The organism is Rhizobium sp. ZX09 (genome assembly GCF_017357485.1).
Taxonomy (GTDB): Bacteria; Pseudomonadota; Alphaproteobacteria; order Rhizobiales; family Rhizobiaceae; genus Agrobacterium; species Agrobacterium pusense.
Window position 1 is genome coordinate 473,173 of sequence record NZ_CP031363.1, and the last position, 20,291, is coordinate 493,463.

Sequence of the window (20,291 nt, forward strand, 5' to 3'; positions counted from 1 at the left end):
TCGCAGATTACAGGTCAACAAAAGCTTTCACGTCTGTGAAGCTTTGATGAACGTTTTGTTGCAACCCCCTTGATATATGGGGTAGTAACCGGGCCTCACGCCCGGCGGACATGTCCTGAGTGCGCGGCATAGAGATCAGCCACGTTCACCCGCTCCCGGTCGGCTTCCACGGGTTCCCTGGACTTCGCGCCCATACCGTGTGCGCCAGACGCCGCCCATAATCGCAGCGCTTCCCTGACGACCTCGCTACCGGATGCATAAGCCCCGCAATTGACGGCTTCGCGCATTCTCGCTGCCTGTTCCGGGGAAATCGATACTGTCACCATTGGCATGATATCACTCCCTTCTTTAAACACTGCGAACGGTCATTCGATGCCCGGATGGGTATCGGCTGCCGTCGTGGTCTAGGGCGGGCGTTTTTATTGTCTTTCGTCTGGCGCCGCTTCCAGCGAAATTTGTATCAGCTGGGATATTAGCACGGAACGTGTTCCATTCCCAATTCGCAGTATATCACGGTTTAGTTTTTCCCCCGTGACCGCGCCGGGAGCATGAAAGATGATCCTCACGCGCCGGCCATTGCCGAAACCAGGGTCCGTCCGATGAGAAAGAATTGATTTACAGCAAAATAGCGACACGGAATGGCGCATTTTTTATTGATTGATCAGTCAATCAAGAATATTTTGCCGCCCTCAAGGAGATCGTCATGCCCAAGGTCGGAATGGAGCCTCTGCGCCGAAAAGCGCTTGTGGATGCGGCGCTGCGCACCATAGGCCACCATGGCTCGTTGAATGTGACAATGTCTGACATCGCCCGGGAAGCGGGGGTGTCGGCGGCGCTTGCGCATCATTATTTCGGCAGCAAGCAGCAGCTCCTGCTGGAGACCATTCGCAGCCTGCTGCGTGATCTCAGGCGTGATGCGGTGGCGACGCTGACCCGTGCTTCCGGCCCGCGCGAAAGGCTGAGCGCCATCGTTCATGTCTCCTTCCAGAGCGACCAGTTCACGCCGGAGACAGTGGCGGCGTGGCTTGCCTTTTACGTTGAGGCGCAGCGCTCGGAAGAAACCCGCCGGCTGCTGGTGATTTATTCCCGCCGCCTGCGCTCCAACCTCATGGCAAGCCTCAACCGGCTCTGCCCGCCCGATGATGCCGCACGCATTGCAGAAGGGGCGGCGGCGCTGATCGACGGGCTTTATATCAGGCACAGCCTGCGTTCCGCCCCGCTCGGCCTCGCTTCTGCACCGGCGCTGGTCGAAGACTATTTCGACATGCAGCTCAGATCCTTTCCCGATGGACAGCGCGCCAAGCCGTCCATCCGCATTCTCTAGGAGACTTCGACATGACCATCGCCACGCCGCTCAGGGCGCAGCCGAAAGCCTCGCATTTCATCGACGGCGATTATGTCGAGGATAATACAGGCACGCCGTTCGACAGCATCTTCCCCGCAACCGGCGAGATCATCGCCCGGCTTCACGCCGCAACGCCGGCGATTGTCGAGCGTGCCATCGCCTCGGCCAAGCGCGCCCAGAAGGAATGGGCGGCAATGAGCCCCATGGCGCGGGGACGCATCCTCAAACGCGCCGCCGATATCATGCGCGAACGCAATGAGGCGCTTTCGACGCTGGAAACGCTGGATACCGGCAAGCCCATTCAGGAAACCATCGTCGCCGATCCGACCTCGGGTGCGGATGCCTTCGAATTTTTCGGCGGCATCGCGCCATCAGCATTGAATGGCGATTACATCCCGCTCGGCGGCGATTTCGCCTATACGAAACGTGTGCCGCTCGGCGTCTGCGTCGGTATCGGCGCGTGGAACTATCCGCAGCAGATCGCCTGCTGGAAGGCCGCGCCTGCGCTCGTCGCCGGCAATGCCATGGTCTTCAAGCCTTCGGAAAACACCCCGCTCGGCGCGCTGAAGATTGCTGAAATCCTTATCGAAGCGGGTCTGCCCAAAGGCTTGTTCAATGTCATTCAGGGGGATCGTGATACGGGGCCGCTGCTCGTCAATCACCCGGATGTGGCGAAGGTCTCGCTTACTGGCTCGGTGCCGACCGGCCGCAAGGTGGCCGCCGCTGCCGCCGGGCATCTGAAGCATGTCACGATGGAACTGGGCGGCAAGTCGCCGCTGATCGTCTTCGATGATGCCGATATCGAAAGCGCCGTCGGCGGTGCGATGCTCGGCAATTTCTACTCCTCCGGGCAGGTGTGCTCCAACGGAACGCGTGTCTTCGTGCAGAAAAAGGCGAAGGCCCGCTTCCTTGAAAACCTGAAAAGCCGCACGGAAGCGATGATCCTCGGCGATCCCCTCGATTACGCCACCCATCTCGGCCCGCTGGTCTCCAAGGCCCAGCAGGAGAAGGTTCTCGGTTATATCGAAAAGGGCAAGGCGGAAGGTGCGACGCTCATCACCGGCGGTGGCATCCCCAACAATGTCGCGGGCGAGGGCGCTTATGTGCAGCCCACCGTGTTCGCCGACGTGACCGACGACATGACGATCGCCCGCGAGGAAATCTTCGGGCCCGTCATGTGTGTGCTGGATTTTGATGACGAGGAAGAGGTTCTCGCCCGCGCCAACGCCACCGAATTCGGGCTGGCCGGCGGCGTCTTCACCGCCGATCTCGCCCGCGCCCACCGCGTAGTGGATCAGCTGGAGGCGGGCACGCTGTGGATCAATACGTACAATCTCTGCCCGGTGGAAATCCCCTTCGGTGGCTCCAAGCAATCCGGCTTCGGCCGCGAGAATTCGGCGTCGGCGCTGGAGCATTATAGCGAGTTGAAGACGGTTTATGTGAGCACGGGGAAGGTGGAAGCGCCTTATTGAGGTTCAGTGGGTGGGTTCACCCCCCTCTGTCCTGCCGGACATCTCCCCCTCAAGGGGGGAGATCGGCAAGCGGCGCTACCACCGCTCCATTCGCAAACGTTGAGATGGGCTGAACCCAACCACGAGTCGATCTCCCCCCTTGAGGGGGAGATGCCCGGCAGGGCAGAGGGGGGTGAACCCACCCCAATACATTCATCGGAACCAAAGCCCCAAGTGGAGCAAACAATGCAAGCAGATTACGTCATCGTCGGCTCCGGCTCCGCAGGTTCCGCCATCGCCTACCGCCTGTCGGAAGATGGTCGCTATTCCGTCATCGTCATAGAGGCCGGCGGTTCCGATTTCGGCCCGTTCATCCAGATGCCGGCGGCTCTCGCCTGGCCGATGAGCATGAAGCGCTACAATTGGGGTTACCTCTCCGAGCCCGAACCGAACCTCAATAATCGCCGCATCACTGCCCCGCGAGGCAAGGTCATCGGCGGTTCGTCCTCCATCAACGGCCTCGTTTACGTGCGCGGCCATGCAGAGGATTTCAATCGCTGGGAGGAGCTTGGCGCGCAGGGCTGGGCCTATGCGGATGTGCTGCCTTACTTCAAGCGCATGGAACACAGCCATGGCGGCGAGGAAGGCTGGCGTGGCACGGATGGGCCGCTGCATGTACAGCGCGGGCCGGTCAATAACCCCCTCTTTCACGCCTTCATTCAGGCCGGCGCCCAAGCGGGGTTTGAACTGACGGATGACTATAACGGCTCCAAACAGGAAGGTTTCGGCCTGATGGAGCAGACCATTCACGATGGCCGTCGCTGGTCCGCCGCCAATGCCTATCTCAAACCGGCGCTGAAGCGCGGCAATGTCACGCTGGTCAACGGTTTTGCCCGCAAGGTGGTCATCGAGAACGGCCGCGCCGTGGGAGTCGAAATCGAGCGCAGGGGCGTGGTGGAAACCATCAAGGCCGGTCGCGAGGTCATCGTTTCGGCCTCCTCCTTCAATTCGCCGAAGCTGCTGATGCTCTCGGGCATCGGCCCCGCCGCCCATCTGAAAGACATGGGCATCGAGGTGAAGGCGGATCGCCCCGGCGTCGGCGCCAATCTCCAGGACCATATGGAGTTTTATTTCCAGCAGGTCTCCACCAAGCCGGTCTCGCTTTATTCGTGGCTTCCGTGGTTCTGGCAGGGTGTGGCCGGTGCGCAATGGCTGCTGTCGAAAGGCGGCCTCGGTGCTTCCAACCAGTTCGAGGCCTGCGCCTTCCTGCGCTCCGCCCCCGGGCTCAAGCAACCTGACATCCAGTATCATTTCTTGCCCGTCGCCATCTCCTATGACGGCAAGGCGGCGGCGAAAAGCCATGGTTTTCAGGCGCATGTCGGCTACAACCTGTCGAAATCGCGCGGCAACGTCACCTTGCGCTCCGCGGATCCCTCAGATGAGCCGGTCATTCGTTTCAACTATATGAGCCACCCCGAGGATTGGGAGAAATTCCGCCACTGCGTGCGCCTCACGCGCGAAATTTTTGGCCAGAAAGCATTCGACGAATTCCGTGGCCCGGAAATCCAGCCCGGTGAAAATATCGAGACCGATGAGCAGATCGATGCCTTCCTGCGCGAGCATCTGGAAAGCGCTTACCACCCCTGCGGCACCTGCCGCATGGGCGACAGAAACGACCCGATGGCGGTTGTCGATCCCGAATGCCGCGTGATCGGTGTCGACGGCCTGCGCGTCGCAGACAGCTCGATCTTCCCGCACGTGACCTATGGTAACCTCAACGGCCCCTCGATCATGACGGGCGAAAAGGCCGCGGACCACATTCTCGGCAAAACCCCGCTGCCGCGCTCCAATCAGGAGCCGTGGGTAAACCCGCGAGCGGCAGTCAGCGACCGGTGAAGGTCAATAGTAATCGTCCTCGCGCTGGTGGCGGATCGCGAGGATGGAGACCGTTTCGGCATCTTCGATTTGAATGAGGGCGATGTAACCAGAGGACCCAAACGGAATGAGCAGTTCCCTTAAGAGCGCGTTCTCTCCCGGTGCTTTGCGTGTGGCGAAGGGAAACTCGCTCAGTCCATCGACGGTGGCAATAATCCGATCAATAGCTTTCTCCGCCGTCGAAAAATCCTTCTCCAGTAGAAAATTGTATAGTCTCGTTATATCCGCTCTGGCTGCAATTGTGTACCGGAGCTTGAATGTCATTTGTTACGCTCGGCTTTTTTGGCCGCCAGCATAGCGCGTAGTTCCGCATGCACTTCCTCAGCTGAATAAAAGATTCCTGTGCGTCTGGATTCCTCAAGCGACGCCAGCCCCCGCGCAATGAACTCCGCCTGCGATTTGCGGATTTGCACCTGCCTGCGGACCGAATCCTCGACAAATGACGACAGCGTCTCGCCGTCCTTCAGAACGCTTTCTGCCGCCTCGCGGAAATCTGCCGTGACACGCAGCGAAGGCAAAGTTGCGGTTTTCATCTTGTCTCTCCATGCGTTGCATTTGCGACGCGCAGCATCGGCCATCTATTGCAACGAGTCAAATGCAAAACTTGCAATCGCCGGCTGGCAGGCCGATAAAAGGCTTCCGCCCGACAATGACTGAAATCACCGATCTGGACCGCCATGCCTGTCGATTACAAGAAGCTGAAAATGCTCCGCCGTTCCCGTGTTGTCTGGGGTTCATGGCGGATTTGGAAGCCAAGGGCGGTTTTCTGGATTGGCGCGATTGCCGTCGGCCTTATCAGCGTCGGTTTCGCTTGGGCAGCGGATCGCGCCCAGCACCTCTTCTTCGCGGCCACGTCCTCAGGCGAATGGGCGTTTCTGCTGCCGCTCATCATCACGCCGCTTGGGTTTACGCTCTGCGCATGGCTCGCGATCACGGTTTTCCCCAATGCCGGCGGCAGCGGCATTCCGCAGGCCATCGCCGCCCGGCACCTGCGGGATGATGCGAATCGTTCGCGGCTTCTGTCGCTGAAGCTTGCTTTCGGCAAGGTGGTTCTCACCGTCGCCGGTCTGCTCTCCGGCGCGTCCATTGGCCGTGAGGGGCCGACGGTTCAGGTGGGGGCCTCGATCATGCTGCAGGCCGCCCGCTGGGGCGGCATGGCGCAGGCCAAGGGCCTCATCCTCGCCGGTTCTGCGGCGGGCATTGCGGCGGCCTTCAACACGCCGCTCGCAGGCATCGTCTTCGCCATCGAGGAAATGAGCAAGACTTATGAATCCCGCGCCAACGGTCTCGTGCTCACCGCCGTTATCCTGTCGGGCCTCGCCTCGCTGGCTCTGGTCGGCAGCTATACTTACTTCGGCACCAGCTCGGTCATGGCAAAAACGACGATGGACTGGCTGCTGGTGCTTGTCTGCGGTGTCGGCGGTGGTGCATTTGGCGCGCTGTTCAGTGCCGGGGCGCTGCGGCTCTCCGCGCGTATCCGTCGTTTCGCCCAGACGATGCCGCTTAAGCGGATGCTGGCGGTTGCCGCCGCCTGCGGCCTTGCCTCTGCCATCATCGGCATCGCGACAGGCGGGGCAACCTTCGGCACCGGTTACGAACAGGCGCGCGCCGCCATTGAAGGCGAGGCCGCGCCCACATTCTTCTTCATTGAAAAGCTGGCGTCGACCTTCCTTGCCATGATGTCCGGCATCCCCGGCGGCATTTTCGCGCCGTCTCTGTCGGTCGGTGCGGGTTTCGGCAGCACCATGGCGAGCTTGCTCGGCACCAGCATCGGCCTTGGCGCCATCGTCGGCATGGCGGGTTATTTTGCCGGCGTTGTGCAGGCGCCGATGACAGCCTTCGTCATCATCCTCGAAATGACCGGTAATCATGAAGGCGTCATACCCATCATGGCCGCATCGATGCTGGGATATCTGACGTCTCGGCTTTTCTCTCGCGAACCGCTTTATCACGGCCTCTCACGGGTCTTCATCGCCCAGAGCATCCGCGCCAGACGCGCCGCTCAGGTTAACGAAACGTGACGGCTTAAGCGCGGATGCCCGCCACGCCGAAATAACCGAGCCCCGGTATCTTCACGCCCGGCCGGGCGAAATCGATGCCGGCCACGAGACCGAGGAAGTTGATCTCGAAGCCGCTGCGCGCACCCGCCGAAATGCCGAACAGGCCGCCGAGCGAAACGCTCGCATCCTTCCAATCGTCGGCGACGTGGTAAAATGCACCGTCCGGCAGATAGTCGCGGCCGACCGCGTCCGGCGGCAGCACGACGCCGAGTTCGGGCACGCTGCGCAGCACATGGGCGACGAAGGTATTGGAGTTCGGCCCGGGATAGATGCGATAGCCGCCCGGCTTGCCATAGGGATAATCGGCAATCGCCTTTTCGATCTTGGGGATCAGCTTTTCCGCCTCTGCGCCGTGAATGGCCACCACCTGGCGCGGCATGTTGGAATACCAATAGGCGTCCGCCGCATATCCATTATGGCGGATCGGCGTGCCCCAGCCCACCTTGTCATAACGGTCATAGCTCGTAGCGCCCGGCTTTTTCAACACGACCCAGGCATGGCTGGCGACCGAGCCCTTGAAGCCGCCGGTCATGGCGGAAAAGACGTAGACGGCGGCTTGCCCGTCGCTCGAAGCCGCCGGCAGCATGCCTGACGATGACCATCTGGCGGCATTCCAGCCGCGCGGGTGGTCCTTAATGGCCCACAGTCCGGCCGATGCCAGTGCCGGCAGCAGGTAGATGATGGCAATCGCCAGTAACAGACGTTTTGCAAATTTCACCGGCAGCCCCGTGCATCGAAAAATCAATTGCGCTATCAACCACATGAAATCAGAATTTTTTGAGGCTGAGAGAATGAACAATTCCGTTACCGTCGAAGTCGTCAGGGGCAATCTCGTGGAAAGCCGCCACAGGGGCCTTGCGGTGGTGGTGGATGGCGATGGCGGCGTGCTGTTTTCCACGGGAGATCTGGAACGTGGCATCTTCCCGCGTTCGGCCTGCAAGGCCATGCAGGCCCTGCCGCTGGTGGAAAGCGGTGCCGCGGACGCCTATGGTTTCGGCAGCCGCGAGCTGGCGCTTGCCTGTTCGTCCCATTCCGGCGAGGACGCACATGCGGAACTTGCCGCTTCTATGCTCGCCAAGGCGGGCAGGGATGTGGATACGCTGGAATGCGGCGCGCACTGGTCCTCCGACCAGAAAACCATCATCCATCAGGCCCGCACGCTGGAAAAGCCGACGGCGCTTCACAATAATTGCTCCGGTAAACATTCAGGCTTCATCTGCGCCTGCTGTCATACCGGAACGGACCCCAAGGGCTATGTCGGTTATGACCACCCGCTGCAGCAGGAAATCCGCGCGACGATGGAGAGCCTGACGGGTGCTGCGCTGGGTCACGACAATTGCGGCGTGGACGGCTGCTCCATCCCGACCTATGCGGTGCCGCTCAAAGGGCTGGCACATGGTTTCGCAAAGATGGCGACGGGCAGGGGGCTGGAAGCCGGCCGGGCGAGCGCCTCGCGCCGGCTCATGGAGGCGTGCATGGCAGAACCCTTCTATGTGGCAGGCACCGGCCGCGCCTGCACGAAGCTGATGCAGATCGCGCCGGGCAAGATTTTCGCCAAGACCGGCGCGGAGGGCGTCTTCGTCGCCGCCATGCCGGAAAAGGGCATCGCCATGGCGGTGAAATGCGAAGACGGCACGACGCGTGCGGCGGAAGCCATGGTTTCTGCATTGCTCGCCCGCTATTTCGACGAAGGCAGTGCCGAACAACAGGCGCTGAGCGGCATGGCAAACAAACAGATGCGCAACTGGAACGGCATCCATGTCGGCGATATCAGGGTCGTCGGTCTCTAAATAACCTTTGACGCGGCCGTTTGCCGGCACGATGATGACGCGCCCCGCGCGTGATGGCCACCCCATGGCCCTCGCGGGGCGGCGCCCGCATGAGGAAGAAGCGGGCGCTTCATTGCTTTGGAGGTCGCATATCCATGTTCACATTGTTTTTCTCCCCCGGTTCCTGCTCCCGCGCCAGCCATATCGTGCTTGAGGAATCCGGCCTGCCTTACAAGGCCCACCGCGTCAATTTCGCGGAAGGCGAGCAACGCTCCGAGGCATTTTTAAAGATCAATCCCAAGGGCCGCGTGCCGGCGCTGGCGACGGAAAGCGGCGTGCTGACGGAGACGCCGGCCATCCTCGCCTTTATCGCCCAGATGGTGCCTGAGAAGAAACTCGCGCCGTTGGACGATCCCTTCGAATTCGCGTTGATGCAGTCCTTCAACGCCTTCATTTCTTCGACGGTGCATGTCGCCCATGCCCACGGCCGTCGCGGCAGTCGCTGGGCGAGCAAGGATAGCTCGCTTGAGGATATGAAGGCCAAGGTGCCGCAGACCATGGGTGAATGCTTCGAACTGATCGAGCACGGCATGCTGCGTGGCCCATGGGTTCTCGGCACTGCCTATTCCGTGGCCGATCCCTATCTTTTCGTCATGTCCGGATGGCTGGAAAGCGACGGCGTGGATATTGCCCGTTTCCCCAAGGTGCACGACCACTTCCGCCGCATGAACGACCGGCCGGCGGTCCAGCGCGCGCTCGCGGGGGAGAGGGGCTGAAAGGCTTAGTATTTCCGTCATTCCGGCCCTGAGCCGGCATCCAGCCGACGCGCGTCTGCGCGGCGAGAAGGGTCCTTTCAGCCCAAGGACTTGGGCTGGCTGGATGCCGGATCAGGTCTGGCATCAGGGGTAAGGGGCTTAACCGCTCAGGCCGCCTCGGCCGCGCGCGTATCCCACATCGTCTTGAACGCCGTGCGGGCCTGGCAACGATCCAGCCAGGCCTTCAGAGCTGGATGGGCGTCGAACAGCGGCTTGTGGCCCTGTGCGTAACGAACGATTTCCGCCGCGTTGAGATCGGCGACGGTAAAGCGATCGCCCACCAGATAATCATGACTGGACAGATGCTGCTCCAGCACCCGGAAGGGGCGTTTCAGCAGGCGGCTGGCAACATCGATCACGGCCTTGCCGCTATCACTTTCCGACAGGCCTTCGGCGATGGCGGAGGAAATCTTCAGCGAATTCGTCTCGACTTCGGTCGCGGCAAAGAAGGACCATTGCAGCATCGCCGCATCTTCCTTCAGATCGATCGGCGCAAGCGGTCCGCCATATTTGCGGGCGAGGTAGAGATTGATGGCCATGGATTCGTAAAGCACCATGCCGTCATCCTCGATGCAGGGAATGGTGCCCATCGGGTTGACCGCCAGGAAGTGCGGAGAAAGCGTGTTGAGCGGCGCATCCGCAGCCAGCGGATCGGCAAGACGGCGGGCCTGTATCACAGGCACGTGCTTGAATTCTATGCCGAGTTCGCCCGCCAGCCATAATGTGCGTGTGGCGCGGGAACGGTAGACACCGTAAATCGTCAACATCGAAATTACCCCTTCAACCTGTCAGATGGCGGCAAGTTACGGTCTAGCCCTCCTAAAGTGAAGCTGTGGATCGCAGCGCCAACTATGATTTTTTCTGATCCGGGAGGAGGTCTGTATCGGGCGAGAGCCGGCATTCGAAACGGTCGATGAAGCGTTCGAACAGGCGTGCGAATGTCTCCACATCCTCCGCGGGCCATCCATCCATCACGTCCTCGATGACGCTCATCTTGGTCCGACGCATTTCCTGCAAGAGACTGGTGCCGAGCGGGGTGATCTCTACGATGCTGCGGCGGGCGTCTTGCTGGGAAACGCCGCGTTTCAGCAGGCCGCGTCCCACCATATCCGCCACCACACGGCTGCCGCGTGAGGGATCGATGCGCATACCCTCGGCAATCGCGCCCACGGTCACATCGCCCTCCGCCCGGCGCAGAATGTCGAGCACGTCGATATGGGAAAGTTCGAGACCTGGAGCGAGCCTGGCAAGCGCCATGCGGCCGATGATGCGGCGGCCGATCATGATGCGCATGCGCGTCATCGTATTGCCGATCCGCTTGATGTCCTCGGGCAGATCCTCGTTCCAGTTTTCCTCAGTCGCCACGCTTCATCGTCCCTTTCGATGCTGTTTTCCGATCACGTTTAGCGGCAATAGCACAGATGTCAAAAACTTGCCATTGACATATATATGCTGATAGCACACAAATTGTCACAGCAAATCTGCCTGAAGCCAACGAGATTTTTCATGGATATGTCCACCGCCCCCGTGGCGCCGCTTGTGTCGGATCATCGCCGCAGGCTCATCGTCTTTCTGTTTCTGATGCTGGCCATGTTCATGGCGACCCTCGATAACCAGATCGTGTCGACGGCACTGCCCACCATCGTCGGTGAATTCGGCGCGCTGGAGCGTTTCGGCTGGATCGGCTCTGCCTATCTGCTGGCGACCAGCGCGGTCATGCCCGTCTATGGTAAGCTCGGCGATCTGTTCGGCCGGAAATATGTGATGATCGCGGCGGTCGTCATCTTCACGCTCGGCTCGCTCGCCTGCGGGCTGGCATGGTCGATGGACAGTCTGATTGCTGCCCGCGTGTTGCAGGGCCTTGGCGGCGGCGGCATCATGGTGTCGATCTTTTCCGTCAATGCGGATCTGTTCGAACCGCGTGAACGCGCCCGTTACCAGAGCTATTCCAGCCTCACCATCATGGCATCGGGCAGTGTCGGCCCGATCCTCGGCGGCACGATGAGTGATCTCTTTGGCTGGCGGTCGATTTTCCTGATCAATCTGCCGCTCGGCATCATCGTTATTGCCGGTCTGGCGCTGATGCTGCCTTACCGACGCCCGGCGCGCCAGCCGAAGATCGATTATCTCGGTGCGGTCCTCTTGGCGGCCACCATTGCCAGCGTGGTCTTCTGGGCGGACAGCAGCGAATTGTTCGGCTCGCTCATCGCGGCCCCCAGCCTCGGCATCATCGCCTTCGCCGTCATCGCCGCGTTCCTCTGGGTGCAGGTGGAGCGGCGCGCGCCGGAACCGGTGGTGCCGCTGCGTCTCTTCAAGGACAGCACCTTTCCGCTGTTGATGATCGTTTCGCTGACCAGCGGCGGCATCGGCATCGGCATGGTCAATTATTATGCCCTGTTCCTGCAGACGACCACCGGCCTTTCCCCCTCCCATGCCGGCCTGTTCTTCATCGCGGTCACCGGCGGCATCGTCATGGGTTCGCTTTCGGCCGGACGGCTGATTTCGATCACCGGCGTCTACAAGCCCTTCTCGGTTGCGGGCCTGACAATCAACGTCATCGCCATGCTGCTCTTCACGCAGATGCATGCGGGAACGCCGCTTTGGCTGATCGCGGTGCTGATGCTGGCGCAGGGTTTCGCAGTCGGCCTCGGCCAGCAGGCTCCGATCATCGGCGTGCAGAACTCGGCCCCCAAGGCTGACATCGGTGCGGCAAGCGGAGCGGTAACGCTGACCCGCATGGGTGGTGCTGCCATCGCCATCTCGGTCTATGGCGCCATCGTATCCACAAGCCTCAAGGGTGTGGCGGTGGATATTCCCGGCGTCGGCAAAATCGAGGAACTGACGCCGAAAATCCTCTCGGAACTGCCCGCAGCCTCCCAGGCCGCCGTCGCCTCGCTTTACTCGGATGCGTTTACGCCGCTGTTCTTCGCGGCCGCCGCAACCGCTGCCATCGGCCTTGCCGCGGCGCTGATGCTGAAACCGGTGCGGCTACCGGCGGCGGTTGAGGCGAAGCCCGCGGAAGTGGCGGGGGAGTAGGGGCGGCCGACAGTTGTCACCTTTGGTTCTCGCTGAAACCTCTCATCCGTCATACCGGCCTTGAGCCGGTATCCAGCCAGCCCAAGTCCTTGGGCTGAAATAACTCTTTCGCCGCGCGGACGCGCGGCTCCTGGATTCCGGCTCAAGGCCGGAATGACGGGATGTCTCCACAAAACAAAAACGCGCCCATTGGAAATTTAACGCGCGTTCCGCGTTATGCTCGCAGCACTTAAGATTCGCGCGGGCGGCCCTATCTCAATGAACATGAAGCCGGAACAGCTCCTGAATTCCACGCCCAATGGCCTTTATTGCCCGGTGGGTGATTTTTATATCGATCCCGTGCGGCCCGTGGCGCGGGCGCTCATCACCCATGGTCATTCCGATCACGCCCGCGCTGGCCATGGCGCGGTGCTGGCCACGCGCCAGACGCTGGATATCATGCGCATCCGTTATGGTGAGGATTTCTGCGGCAGCGAGCAGGCGGTCGCATTCGGCGAGAGGGTGGAGGTAAACGGCGTCACCGTCGGTTTCCATCCGGCGGGCCATGTCCTGGGTTCGGCGCAGATTTCCGTGGAAATGAACGGTCTGCGCATCGTGGCGTCCGGCGATTACAAGCGTGGCATCGACCCCACCTGCGCCCCCTTCGAGACGGTGCCCTGCGATGTCTTCATCACCGAAGCCACCTTCGGCCTCCCGGTGTTTCATCATCCGCTGCCGCGTGTGGAAACGGCCAAACTGCTCACCTCCATCAAACAGTTTCCCGAACGTACCCATCTCGTCGGGGCCTATTCTTTGGGCAAGGCGCAGCGGGTCATCCGGCTCCTGCGCGATAATGGTTATGCCGAGCCGATCTATATCCACGGTGCGCTGGCGCGGCTCTGCGATTATTACGTCTCGCAGGGTATCGATCTCGGTGATCTCAGGCCCGCAACACTGGAAAAAAGCGATCCTTCCGCCTTCAAGGGAGCGATCGTCGTTGGCCCGCCCTCGGCGTTTCAGGAGCGCTGGGCCCGCCGCTTCAACGAACCACTGATTGCCTTCGCGTCCGGCTGGATGATGGTGCGGCAGAGGGCAAAGCAGGGCGGTGTGGAATTGCCGCTGGTGATCTCGGACCATTGCGACTGGCCGGAACTGCTGGAGACGATCAAGGAAATTTCCCCGCAGGCCGTCTGGGTCACCCATGGCCGGGAGGAGGCGCTGGTGCGCTGGTGCGAATTGCAGGGCATCGCCGCCAAGCCTCTGCATCTCGTTGGTTACGAGGACGAGGGGGATTGAGATGAAAGCCTTCGCCACTCTTCTTGACCGCCTGGTTCTCACCCCGTCGCGCAATGGCAAGCTGAAGCTGCTGACCGATTATTTCCGCGATACGCCCGATCCCGACCGGGGTTACGGGCTGGCGGCCATTGCCGGCACGCTGGACCTCAAAAGCGTCAAACCAGCCCTGCTGCGCGAGCTGGTGCTGGAACGCATGGACGAGGTGTTGTTCCGCTATTCCTATGATTATGTGGGCGATCTCGCCGAGACCATCTCGCTGGTCTGGGGCAATATCGGCGGCGCGGACGACTCCGAGGCACAGGATCCGCGCCTTGGGGATGTCGTCACTCTGATGAATTCGCTCGGCCGTACGGAGGTGCGCGGTGCGGTGCGTGATCTCCTGGATCGGCTCGATACCTCCTCTCGTTTCGCTTTCCTCAAACTTGCCACCGGCAGCCTGCGCATCGGTGTTTCGGCCCGGCTGGCGCGTCAGGCGCTGGCGGATTTTGCGGGGAAAGACATCATCGAGATCGAAACCCTCTGGCACGGGCTGGCGCCGCCCTATACGCCGCTTTTCGCCTGGCTTGAGGGCAAGTCCGATCGGCCGGTGCTGGCAACGCCCGCCATCTTCCATTCGGTGATGCTGGCGACGCCGGTGGCGGATGGCGACCTCGATGGGCTGGACCCCGCCGACTACGCCGCCGAATGGAAATGGGACGGTATTCGTGTGCAATTGTCCGGCGCCGGTGGGACACGGAAACTCTATTCCCGTTCAGGCGACGATATTTCAGGCGCCTTCCCTGACGTTCTTGACGCGATCGATTTCGAAGGTGTGATGGATGGTGAGCTGCTGATTGGCGGCACGGCACGGTCCAACAATCTCACCCGAACCTTTTCCGACCTGCAGCAGCGACTGAACCGCAAGACGGTGACGGCGAAGATGCTGGACGACTATCCCGCCTTTATCCGCGCCTATGACCTGCTGTTCGACGGCGAGAGCGATATCCGCGCGCAGACCTATCTGCAGCGTCGCGGCCGGCTGTCTGACATTATCGAACATGCACCGCATGACCGCTTCGACCTCTCGCCGCTGATCGGCTTTTCCAGCTGGCAGGAACTCGATACGCTACGCGCCGCACCGCCCGATCCGGTCATCGAGGGCGTCATGATCAAGCGCCGCGACAGCACCTATCAGGCCGGGCGCGCTAAAGGCCCCTGGTTCAAGTGGAAACGCGATCCTTACAATATCGACGCCGTCATGATGTATGCCCAGCGTGGCCACGGCAAAAGATCGAGCTATTACTCCGATTTCACCTTCGGTGTCTGGGCGGAGGGGGAGGACGGCGAACAGCTCGTGCCTGTCGGAAAGGCTTATTTCGGTTTCACCGATGCGGAACTGGAGGTGCTGGACAAGTTCGTGCGCGACAATACCGTCGAGCGTTTCGGCCCGGTGCGGGCGGTGCGCGCCACGCCGGATTTCGGTTTCGTGCTTGAAGTTGCCTTCGAAGGCATCAACCGCTCTACCCGCCACAAATCCGGAGTCGCCATGCGGTTCCCCCGCATTGCCCGGCTGCGCGCCGACAAGTTGCCGGCCGAAGCCGACAGGCTTTCAACACTGGTGGCGATGATCGACGGTGTGGAAGGCTAGGGTGGCACGATCGCCTGTTTATTTCCCTGGGCGTCACAGACGGGACGAGGCGACGTCCAGAAATTGCCATGATGGCTGCGAATACATTGTTGTCATTCGCGAATCCGTGATTGGACAGCCTCCCGCCGCAGTGCTGAACTGCTAATGCAACCATCCTCGTCAGGTGACCATATGGCAGACAAGCGCTTTCTTTCCTCACCCTTCGGACAGGAAGAGAGCGGCACGATCTCGCCGGGCATGACGCGGCGCGGATTGCTCGCTGGCGCAATGGGGCTGTCAGCAGCGCTTATCCTGCCGCCCGCCGTGAAAGCGGGCATTCCGACACCTGAAGTCTTGCCGCTGGAACGGCAGGATTATGCGGAGGCTCGCCGACGTTTCCACACCCACCTGCTGCGCAAGATGGCGGCGCCGGAGAAATCCTCGGCGCTTGGCACACCGCCCGGGGCGGAGCGTGTCACCTATCGTGGCGGGCCGGATGGCTCGATCGAACTTGTCGCCTGGCTGTCCCACTACCAGCCGTCAAAAACACTGAAACCGGCCGTCCTCTTCCTGCATGGCGGCAACGCCACCGGGGATGGCCATTGGGCGCTGATGAAGCCATATTGGGAAGCGGGCTTCGTTGTGCTGCTACCGTCCTTTCGTGGCGAAAACGGCCAGAACGGCAATTATTCAGGCTTCTACGACGAAACCTCGGATGCGCTGGCGGCGGCCACCTATCTTGAAAATCTTCCCGGCATTGACAGAGCTCGCTTCTTCATCGCCGGCCATTCCAATGGCGGCACGCTCACGCTTCTGGCAGCCATGAGCCGTAAATTCCGTGCTGCGGCCCCCATATCCGCTGGCGTCAATTCATGGCGCTATTTCAACCGCTATAGCGAGGAGATCTGTTTCGACGAAACCGACGAACGCGAATTCATCATGCGCTCCTCCGTCTGTTTCGGCCCCAGCCTCAAATGTCCGGCACTGCTGTTGCGCGGCACGGAGGAACGACCTTTCGACGCCGATCACCAGCTTTTTGTGGACCGCGCCCTGACCTCGGGTTTCAGGGTCGACAAAAAACTGCTGGCGGGAACCCATAATGGTGTCGTCCCCGGTGCAGTGGCGGAAAGCATCCGTTTTTTCAACGGCTTCGCGTAAACGCGATGTTGCACCGTCCGTAGGCGTGTGGTGTCCTACGTCTTGACGATGGACGTCTTGGCCTGCTCTGCCCACCATGCGCCGTCTTTTTTGTCGGCATATTGGGCGCGCTTGTTGGTGAATTGGCCCTGGGTGCAAATTTCCCGGTAGTTGCGGACCGGCAGCCCGAGTTCCTTGACGACGGCATGCACCACGGTTGGGCCCGTCATGTCATAGACGCTGACGAGCGTCCCTTCTTCGATATTATGGGCAATACGATCGGCTATCAGCCTGAGCGCCGGGTGGCCGGGTTTCGACGCCATGAAATAGTTGGTGATCTCGCCGTCCTTCATGGCAATGAAAACGGCTTCTTCATCCGTATCGATCACATCTTCGGGCCGGGCCGCAAAATTGGAATCAATATCCAGATAGATGCCGCCTTCCTGCAGAAGAACGAGAATGCGCCAGAAATCCGCTTTGGCGGCGCCCACCTGCAGTCGACGGAAGGCGTCGGCATAACGTCCGGGAAAATGGCGGTCGATATAGGCCTGACACGCCTCGTCATCATGGTAGCGATATTCGAATTCCGGCGTCAGCCAACGGTTGAACAGGAAATTCGCATAGATTGGCGTCGTGACCCGATTGGAGTAATTCGTCTGCCAGATGATACGGGGAATGGCCTTGTCCGATGTCGGATGGCGGCGGGCCGGTTGATGCGCGGGAAGCGTCTTTCTTCTGCCAGGCCGAAGGAACAGATCGATGGAGAAGATGACCTTGACGATGTTACCGCCGATCTTGATCGCGCGGTACGCAACGGGGTTGTAGTCATGCTTTGCCAAGTCCAGCGCTCCTGCGTGTGGAATCGATTGTCACGCGCCTGGAAGCGGCGGTAGGCGGGTTTTATTGGACGCAATTAGTTTGTCAATACGCTGAAAATGAGACCGGCCGAGCCCCGGATTGACGAGGCTCGGCCGGTTTGGGAGGGGCTGCGATCAGGCTTTGTTGCGGTTAAAATATCCAAGCAGCCGCATGGCATTGGCGGTCACCAGAACCGTGGCGCCCGTATCGGCGAAGACGGCGAGCCACAGGCCGGAAAGGCCGGTCACTGTTGTGACCAGGAACACCGCCTTCAGGCCGAGCGCAATCGTCACGTTCTGGCGGATATTGCTCATGGTGGCGCGCGAAAGGCCGATGAGACGGGCGGCATCGCCGACATTGTTGCGCATCAGCGCCGCATCCGCGGCTTCCATCGCCACGTCCGTGCCCGAGCCGATGGCAACCCCGACGCTGGCCGCCGCAAGGGCCGGCGCATCGTTGATGCCGTCACCCACCATGACAACGGTCTGCTTTTCGGCAAGCTTGCGGATTTCCTCGACCTTGTTCTGCGGCAGGAGTTCACCGCGCGCCTCAAGGCCAAGCTTGTTGCCAATGGCACGCGCGGTGCGGGCATTGTCACCCGACAGCATCAGCGAGGAAATGCCCATTTCCTTCAGCGCCTTGACGCCTTCGGCCGCGTCCTTGCGCGGCTCGTCGCGCATGGCGAAGAGGCCGCTTGCCGCGCCGCCGGCCATGACGACAGCCACCGTCTTGCCTTCGCTTTCCAGCGCGGAAATGCGGTCAGCAAGATCCTTCGAGAGGGTGCCGACCTCCGTCGCAAAGCGCGGCGCGCCGATAAACAGCTCCTTCCCACCGACATTGCCCTGCATGCCGCGACCGGAAATCGCCTTGATGTTGGAGCCGGGCAGGGGCCTCACGCCAGCCTTTTCGGCATGATTGACGATGGCGCGGGCGAGCGGGTGGCTCGACTCGCTCTCAATGGTCGCGGCCTGCGCGATCAGCTCGGCCTCGTTGCCGTCGAGAGCGATCACATCCGTCACGACAGGCTCACCAAGCGTCAGCGTGCCGGTCTTGTCGAAGGCGATGGTTTCGGTGCGCGCCAGCATTTCGATGACCGCGCCGCCCTTCACCAGCATGCCGTGGCGTGCCGCAGCCGAAAGGCTGGAGGCGATGGCGGCGGGAACCGAGATGACCAGCGCGCAGGGGCAACCGATCAGGAGCAGCGCGAGACCACGGTAAATCCAGGTATCCCAGTCGCCGAGACCGGCGAGCGGCGGCACGATGATGGTCAGCACCGAGATCGCGACGATCAGCGGCATGTAATAACGCGAGAAGCTCTGGATGAAGCGCTCGGTCGGCGCGCGGGCATCCTGTGCTTCTTCGACCAGCGTGATGATGCGGGCGATGGTGTTGTCTTCCGGCGCACGGTCGACGCGGATGCGCAGCGAACCGTCATGGTTGATCGAGCCGGCAAAGACGCGGTCGCCCTTGTCCTTGGCGACGGGAATGCTCTCACCCGTCATCGGCGATTCGTCGACGCTGGACTGGCCGTCCATCACAACGCCATCGGCGGCGATGCGGTCACCGGGGCGCGCCACGACCACCTGGCCGATGCGCACCTGATCGGCGGAGACCTGCCGAAGCGCGCCGTTTTCCTCCACCATCGCCGTTTTCGGCAAGAGCGAACCGAGCGCCTTGATGCCGGAGCGGGCGCGGGCGGCGGCGAAGCCTTCCAGCAATTCGCCGACGGAGAACAGCAGCACGACGATAGCCGCCTCTTCCGCCTCGCCAATGATGATCGCGCCGATGGCGGCAATGGTCATCAGCATCTCGATGGTGAAGACAGCGCCGAAACGGGCAGCATTAAAGGCATTGCGTGCGATCGGGAAGAGCGTGACCAGCGTGGCGACGATGAAGGCGTAACTACCCCAGGCCGGGAAGGTCAGTTCCGCCGCATAGGCAATCGCGACCAGAATGGTGCCGGTGAAGGTGTTGCGCGCCTTGGCGGTGCGCCACCATGCACCTTTTTCGTCCGCGCCATGGGCGTGCCCTATCTCGGCGCTCTGGTTTGCGGCGGCAGGTGCGGCAGCGTGGGAATGGCCCGCATGGTCGTGTCCGTGATCGTGACCTGAATGATCATGGCCGGAGTGATCGTGGTCATGCCCGTTGCAGGAATGCTGCTCGTCTCCCGAATGGTCATGCGCTGCGTGGTCGTGGCCGGAATGATCATGCCCGGAGTGATCATGACCGGAATGATCATGATCGTGATGGCCACCGCATGTCGCGTGATCATGATCGTGTTCGTGCTTTTGATCCGGCGTTTTTTCGCGTGCGGCCTTCTCCTGCGGCAGCAGGGCCGGCTTGAAGCCGAGCTTGCGCAACGTATCCTCGATCTTTTCCACCGGGGTTTTGTTTTCGGCAAGCGAAAGGTTCAGCCGCTCGCGGGCCACTGAAACCTTGACGTCGGCAACGCCGGGCAGGCGGGACAGTGCGGTTTCGATCTCGGCCGCGCAGCTGCCGCAATCCATGCCGCCGACCGAAAAGGTCAGCGCATTGTTGTTTTCAATAGCCGTTTGGGGCGTGTCATGATGGTGACCGCCGCAGGAGGAATGGTCGTGATGATCGGCTTCCACCTTTGCTGCGGGCGCTTTTTCGCGCGGCAGCAGAGCGGGCTTGAAGCCGAGCTTGCGCAACGTATCCTCGATTTTTTCGACCGGGGTTTTGTTTTCGGCAAGCGAAAGGTTCAGTCGCTCGCGGGCCACCGATACCTTGACGTCGGCAACGCCCGGCAGGCGCGACAGCGCGGTTTCGATCTTGGCCGCGCAGCTGCCGCAATCCATGCCACCGACCGAAAAGGTCAGGGCCTCCGGTTCCCCGTTCAAACTGCCGCGTGTCGAAATATTCATGGTTTCGCTCCTGAATTCCACTCGACAGCCAATCTGGCACCTCTAGCAACTAGAGCTTCAAGAGAAAAAATGCAGTTCTTCGATTTTTTTTGAAAAACCGACGCCAGCTTCGCGCCAGC

At 61.2% G+C, this 20,291-nt stretch carries 18 protein-coding genes; 10 read left to right on the forward strand and 8 right to left on the reverse strand.

The genetic code is table 11. From position 1 onward, the window contains the following. Positions 1-95: 95 nt before the first annotated feature. Positions 96-332, reverse strand: coding sequence for a type II toxin-antitoxin system ParD family antitoxin (locus BTN45_RS02255; protein WP_022555776.1), 237 nt, complete (start codon positions 330-332; stop codon positions 96-98). A gap of 371 nt (positions 333-703) precedes the next feature. Here BTN45_RS02255 and betI point away from each other — a divergent pair, with 371 nt between their 5' ends. The 3 genes from betI (at position 704) to betA (ending at position 4,692) form a co-directional block, all read left to right on the forward strand. Next, positions 704-1,324, forward strand: a complete 621-nt coding sequence (gene betI, locus BTN45_RS02260; RefSeq protein ID WP_207588778.1) for a transcriptional regulator BetI — start codon at positions 704-706, stop codon at positions 1,322-1,324. Between the two features lie 11 nt (positions 1,325-1,335). Beyond that, positions 1,336-2,817 (forward strand): betaine-aldehyde dehydrogenase, encoded by a 1,482-nt coding sequence (gene betB, locus BTN45_RS02265; RefSeq protein WP_207588780.1) that lies wholly within the window; start codon positions 1,336-1,338, stop codon positions 2,815-2,817. A 225-nt stretch (positions 2,818-3,042) separates the two neighbouring features. Beyond that, entirely contained in the window at positions 3,043-4,692 is a 1,650-nt protein-coding gene (gene betA, locus BTN45_RS02270) for a choline dehydrogenase (RefSeq protein WP_207588781.1), read from the forward strand. 3 nt (positions 4,693-4,695) lie between these two features. Here betA and BTN45_RS02275 read toward each other — a convergent pair whose 3' ends face one another. Together BTN45_RS02275 and BTN45_RS02280 are read right to left on the reverse strand one after the other, a co-directional pair. Continuing rightward, entirely contained in the window at positions 4,696-4,995 is a 300-nt protein-coding gene (locus BTN45_RS02275) for a type II toxin-antitoxin system RelE/ParE family toxin (RefSeq protein ID WP_006700010.1), read from the reverse strand. Next, positions 4,992-5,264, reverse strand: coding sequence for a YlcI/YnfO family protein (locus tag BTN45_RS02280; RefSeq protein ID WP_207588783.1), 273 nt, complete (start codon positions 5,262-5,264; stop codon positions 4,992-4,994). The genes BTN45_RS02275 and BTN45_RS02280 overlap by 4 nt, the downstream gene beginning before the upstream one ends. 144 nt (positions 5,265-5,408) lie before the next feature. On the opposite strand from BTN45_RS02280, the gene BTN45_RS02285 reads away from it, so the two are divergent. Continuing rightward, on the forward strand, positions 5,409-6,752 hold the full coding sequence (locus BTN45_RS02285; protein WP_207588784.1) for a chloride channel protein: 1,344 nt from the start codon (positions 5,409-5,411) through the stop codon (positions 6,750-6,752). 4 nt (positions 6,753-6,756) lie between these two features. On the opposite strand, the gene BTN45_RS02290 is transcribed toward BTN45_RS02285, so the two are convergent. Then, complete coding sequence (locus tag BTN45_RS02290) at positions 6,757-7,509, reverse strand: DUF3750 domain-containing protein (RefSeq protein WP_207588785.1); 753 nt, start codon at positions 7,507-7,509, stop codon at positions 6,757-6,759. Between the two features lie 73 nt (positions 7,510-7,582). Here BTN45_RS02290 and BTN45_RS02295 point away from each other — a divergent pair, with 73 nt between their 5' ends. Both BTN45_RS02295 and BTN45_RS02300 read left to right on the forward strand, forming a co-directional pair. After that, entirely contained in the window at positions 7,583-8,581 is a 999-nt protein-coding gene (locus BTN45_RS02295; RefSeq protein ID WP_207588786.1) for an asparaginase, read from the forward strand. 134 nt (positions 8,582-8,715) lie between these two features. Then, on the forward strand, positions 8,716-9,336 hold the full coding sequence (locus tag BTN45_RS02300) for a glutathione S-transferase family protein (protein ID WP_207588787.1): 621 nt from the start codon (positions 8,716-8,718) through the stop codon (positions 9,334-9,336). Between the two features lie 146 nt (positions 9,337-9,482). Here the strand turns inward: BTN45_RS02300 and BTN45_RS02305 are convergent, their stop codons facing one another. Next, a complete protein-coding gene (locus tag BTN45_RS02305; protein ID WP_207588788.1) occupies positions 9,483-10,142 on the reverse strand; it encodes a glutathione S-transferase family protein in 660 nt (219 codons plus the stop codon). Positions 10,143-10,224: 82 nt separating this feature from the next. Continuing rightward, positions 10,225-10,740 (reverse strand): MarR family transcriptional regulator, encoded by a 516-nt coding sequence (locus BTN45_RS02310; protein WP_004440484.1) that lies wholly within the window; start codon positions 10,738-10,740, stop codon positions 10,225-10,227. A 141-nt stretch (positions 10,741-10,881) separates the two neighbouring features. Here BTN45_RS02310 and BTN45_RS02315 point away from each other — a divergent pair, with 141 nt between their 5' ends. The 4 genes from BTN45_RS02315 (at position 10,882) to BTN45_RS02330 (ending at position 16,450) form a co-directional block, all read left to right on the forward strand. After that, complete coding sequence (locus BTN45_RS02315; RefSeq protein ID WP_006700017.1) at positions 10,882-12,411, forward strand: MDR family MFS transporter; 1,530 nt, start codon at positions 10,882-10,884, stop codon at positions 12,409-12,411. A 264-nt stretch (positions 12,412-12,675) separates the two neighbouring features. Then, a complete protein-coding gene (locus tag BTN45_RS02320; RefSeq protein WP_045532770.1) occupies positions 12,676-13,686 on the forward strand; it encodes a ligase-associated DNA damage response exonuclease in 1,011 nt (336 codons plus the stop codon). 1 nt (position 13,687) lies between these two features. Continuing rightward, entirely contained in the window at positions 13,688-15,313 is a 1,626-nt protein-coding gene (locus BTN45_RS02325) for a cisplatin damage response ATP-dependent DNA ligase (protein WP_207588789.1), read from the forward strand. A gap of 171 nt (positions 15,314-15,484) precedes the next feature. Beyond that, positions 15,485-16,450, forward strand: a complete 966-nt coding sequence (locus BTN45_RS02330) for an alpha/beta fold hydrolase (RefSeq protein WP_035209465.1) — start codon at positions 15,485-15,487, stop codon at positions 16,448-16,450. Between the two features lie 35 nt (positions 16,451-16,485). Here BTN45_RS02330 and BTN45_RS02335 read toward each other — a convergent pair whose 3' ends face one another. Beyond that, a complete protein-coding gene (locus BTN45_RS02335; RefSeq protein ID WP_207588790.1) occupies positions 16,486-17,268 on the reverse strand; it encodes a glycosyltransferase in 783 nt (260 codons plus the stop codon). Between the two features lie 153 nt (positions 17,269-17,421). Then, positions 17,422-20,172 (reverse strand): heavy metal translocating P-type ATPase, encoded by a 2,751-nt coding sequence (locus BTN45_RS02340; RefSeq protein WP_207588792.1) that lies wholly within the window; start codon positions 20,170-20,172, stop codon positions 17,422-17,424. Positions 20,173-20,291: the final 119 nt, after the last annotated feature.

Bases quoted from the DNA above. Each gene is read 5' to 3' on its own strand.
- BTN45_RS02255 (WP_022555776.1), bottom strand. From the start codon at position 332: ATGCCAATGGTGACAGTATCGATTTCCCCGGAACAGGCAGCGAGAATG.
- BTN45_RS02280 (WP_207588783.1), bottom strand. From the start codon at position 5,264: ATGAAAACCGCAACTTTGCCTTCGCTGCGTGTCACGGCAGATTTCCGC.
- BTN45_RS02275 (WP_006700010.1), bottom strand. From the start codon at position 4,995: ATGACATTCAAGCTCCGGTACACAATTGCAGCCAGAGCGGATATAACG.
- BTN45_RS02295 (WP_207588786.1), top strand. From the start codon at position 7,583: ATGAACAATTCCGTTACCGTCGAAGTCGTCAGGGGCAATCTCGTGGAA.
- betI (WP_207588778.1), top strand. From the start codon at position 704: ATGCCCAAGGTCGGAATGGAGCCTCTGCGCCGAAAAGCGCTTGTGGAT.
- BTN45_RS02285 (WP_207588784.1), top strand. From the start codon at position 5,409: ATGCCTGTCGATTACAAGAAGCTGAAAATGCTCCGCCGTTCCCGTGTT.
- BTN45_RS02320 (WP_045532770.1), top strand. From the start codon at position 12,676: ATGAAGCCGGAACAGCTCCTGAATTCCACGCCCAATGGCCTTTATTGC.
- BTN45_RS02315 (WP_006700017.1), top strand. From the start codon at position 10,882: ATGGATATGTCCACCGCCCCCGTGGCGCCGCTTGTGTCGGATCATCGC.
- BTN45_RS02330 (WP_035209465.1), top strand. From the start codon at position 15,485: ATGGCAGACAAGCGCTTTCTTTCCTCACCCTTCGGACAGGAAGAGAGC.
- betB (WP_207588780.1), top strand. From the start codon at position 1,336: ATGACCATCGCCACGCCGCTCAGGGCGCAGCCGAAAGCCTCGCATTTC.
- BTN45_RS02305 (WP_207588788.1), bottom strand. From the start codon at position 10,142: ATGTTGACGATTTACGGTGTCTACCGTTCCCGCGCCACACGCACATTA.
- BTN45_RS02300 (WP_207588787.1), top strand. From the start codon at position 8,716: ATGTTCACATTGTTTTTCTCCCCCGGTTCCTGCTCCCGCGCCAGCCAT.
- BTN45_RS02340 (WP_207588792.1), bottom strand. From the start codon at position 20,172: ATGAATATTTCGACACGCGGCAGTTTGAACGGGGAACCGGAGGCCCTG.
- betA (WP_207588781.1), top strand. From the start codon at position 3,043: ATGCAAGCAGATTACGTCATCGTCGGCTCCGGCTCCGCAGGTTCCGCC.
- BTN45_RS02325 (WP_207588789.1), top strand. From the start codon at position 13,688: ATGAAAGCCTTCGCCACTCTTCTTGACCGCCTGGTTCTCACCCCGTCG.